This is a genomic window from uncultured Maricaulis sp. (genome assembly GCF_963976135.1).
Lineage (GTDB): Bacteria > Pseudomonadota > Alphaproteobacteria > Caulobacterales > Maricaulaceae > Maricaulis.
Genome location: NZ_CAXBKN010000177.1, coordinates 1 through 2415 on the forward strand (window position 1 = coordinate 1; position 2415 = coordinate 2415).

The following is a 2415-nucleotide window of genomic DNA, read 5'->3' on the forward strand; positions in this document are numbered from 1 at the left end:
CGCGCGCCTGCCCGGTACGGGCCGCGAAGATCAGGGTAATCAGGACGACGGCGAGTGTGCCGAGCATGGTGAGGGGATAGGCGGACATGGTGGGTTTCTTTCTTTAGGCCGGGATTCGGCGTGGTTCGTCAGACAGATGTAACCGGTGAAGGCGTCCCGGGGAAGATGGTTTCGACCCGGCGTCGCGGCGGAACGCTATGGCGCATAGCCGGACTTGGTTGCCGTAGCCAGCAGCGCGACCACCTCCGCGTCGGAAACCTGGCCGAAATCGCGATAATACATGCCGATCGCCCCGAAGCCGGCCGGCTGTTCCAGACACACCAGATCGTCGACCTCGCGCCGCAGCTGCGCCACCGTGTCGGGCGGCGCAACGGGGATGGCGAGGACGATCTGTTTCGGGCCGCGCAGGCGCAGGCCCTTGAGGGCGGCGCGCACGGTGGCGCCGGTGGCGATGCCGTCGTCGACGATGATCGCGATGCGGCCCTTGATCCCTATGCTGGTGCGGTCGCCCAGATAGGCTTCGCGGCGGCGCTCCAGTTCGATCAGTTCGCGCTCGCGGACCTCTTCGAATACATCCTCGGAAATCCGATACATCCGGATCACGTTTTCATTGCGCACGATAATAGGATCGCTGCCATCGAGAATGGCGCCCATCGCCAGTTCCGGCTGCAGGGGCACGCTGATCTTGCGCACCAGCAGCAGATCGAGCGGCGCGCTTAGATGCCGTGCCACCTCGGCTGCCACCGGCACGCCGCCGCGCGGCAGTGCCAGCACGATGATATCCTGCCCCTTGTAGAGCGTCAGGGCCCGGGCCAGCTGTTCGCCGGCATCGGTTCGATTTTCAAACGGCATTGTCTCGACCTTTTCTGCCAATAGCTGGCCCTGCAAGATGGCCCAGGAACCAGTCGCGCGCCGCCGCGACGACGGCGTCGAGGGTGCCCGGTTCGGGAAAGAGATGCGTGGCACCGGGCACCACGACCATCCGTGCCCGGTCTCCCAGTCGCGCGGCTGCGGCCTCGTTCAGGGTCACGACCTCGCCATCGGCACCGCCGACGATCAGCAGGGTCGGGGCGCGAACCGCCGGCAGCGCATCCCGGGCCAGATCCGGCCGCCCGCCGCGCGAGACGATGGCAGCGATCCGGTCGGGGCGCTCGGCGGCGGCCATCAGGGCGGCGGCACTGCCGGTACTGGCCCCGAACAGGCCGAGGGGCAGGCGGGCCATTTCCGCGATTCCGCCGCTCCAGTCGATCACGCCCGTCAGCCGGCCGGCGAGGACGGGAATATCGAACACATTGGCGCGGTCGGCCTCTTCGGCCGGGCTCAGGAGGTCGAACAACAGCGTTGCCAGTCCCGCCGCGCTCAGTGCCTCGGCGACGTGGTTATTGCGCGGGCTGAGCCGGCTGGAACCGCTGCCATGGGCGAAGATCACCAGACCGGCGGGATTGTCCGGCCAGCGCAATATGCCGCGCAGGCCCAAGGGGGGAATCGTGACTTCGGCGGTGGCGATCGGCGCGCTGGAATGAGGTGGTTTTGAAGCTGTCATGACGCCATCCATTCTAGTTGGGCGGCAGCCGGATTCCAAACGCAAGCGCGCGGCACGGTCAAAAGGTCGCGCTTGCGCCAGCGGTTTGCCGGCCCGATATTTCTTCCAAGGCGGGGTTGCAGCCTGTTATCCTCCCCGTCTGTCTCAAGAAGAAACTCAGGGAGAATGGCATGGACACTCCGCTGCAGATCGACTTCCAGGGCATGGAGCCGAACCCGAAATTGCAGGCGAGCATTGGCGAGCGCGTCGACGAGCTCGAAACCCGGTTCGGGCATATCATCGCGGCGCGGGCCGTGCTCAAAGGGCCCGGCGGGCACCACCGCACCGGCGCTCCCTATGAGCTCAATATCCATCTCTCCCTGCCCGGCGGACATGAGGTCAATATCAGCCGCACGCCGCATCTCGACGAGCGCCATGGCGATGTGACATTCGCGATCAATGACGCCTTCAGGCGTGCCCGGCGCCGGCTGCAGGACCGCGCCCGCAAGATCCGCGGCGATGTCAAACATCACGATCCCGCGCCGGCAGCCACCGTGCGCAATATCGATGCCTCGGGCGAATTCGGCTTTCTCGACACCGATGACGGGCGCGAGATCTATTTTCACAGGAATAGTGTGGTGAACGGCCAGATGTCCGATCTGGAGCCCGGTACCCGCGTCACCTTTGCCGAAACCGTCGGCAATAAGGGACCGCAGGCCAGCACGGTGAAGATTGGCGGCTGACGGCGCGCCGGGGTGCGTCGCTTGCCGCCCTAGACCTGCGCCGCGTCCAGCCGCGCCAATTGCTCCGCGCTCAGCTGCAGCGTCAGCGAGCCGAACAGTTCGTCGAGCTGTTCGAGACTGGTGGCGCTGGCGATCGGGGCGGTGATGCCG

Annotated in this window: 3 protein-coding genes; 1 reads left to right on the forward strand and 2 read right to left on the reverse strand. The window is 66.2% G+C overall.

The annotated features are described in order from the left end of the window. Window positions 1–195 precede the first annotated feature (195 nt). Both AAC023_RS14325 and AAC023_RS14330 read right to left on the reverse strand, forming a co-directional pair. The gene (locus AAC023_RS14325; protein WP_339741962.1) at window positions 196–852 is read right to left on the reverse strand and encodes a phosphoribosyltransferase; all 657 of its coding nucleotides are present in this window, start codon (window positions 850–852) and stop codon (window positions 196–198) included. Continuing rightward, window positions 842–1543 carry an alpha/beta family hydrolase gene (locus AAC023_RS14330; protein WP_339741964.1) on the reverse strand — a complete coding sequence of 234 codons (702 nt, stop codon included), beginning with the start codon at window positions 1541–1543 and terminating at the stop codon, window positions 842–844. The genes AAC023_RS14325 and AAC023_RS14330 overlap by 11 nt, the downstream gene beginning before the upstream one ends. A gap of 170 nt (window positions 1544–1713) precedes the next feature. On the opposite strand from AAC023_RS14330, the gene AAC023_RS14335 reads away from it, so the two are divergent. Next, a complete protein-coding gene (locus AAC023_RS14335) occupies window positions 1714–2265 on the forward strand; it encodes an HPF/RaiA family ribosome-associated protein (RefSeq protein ID WP_339741966.1) in 552 nt (183 codons plus the stop codon). The last annotated feature ends 150 nt before the right edge of the window (window positions 2266–2415 follow it).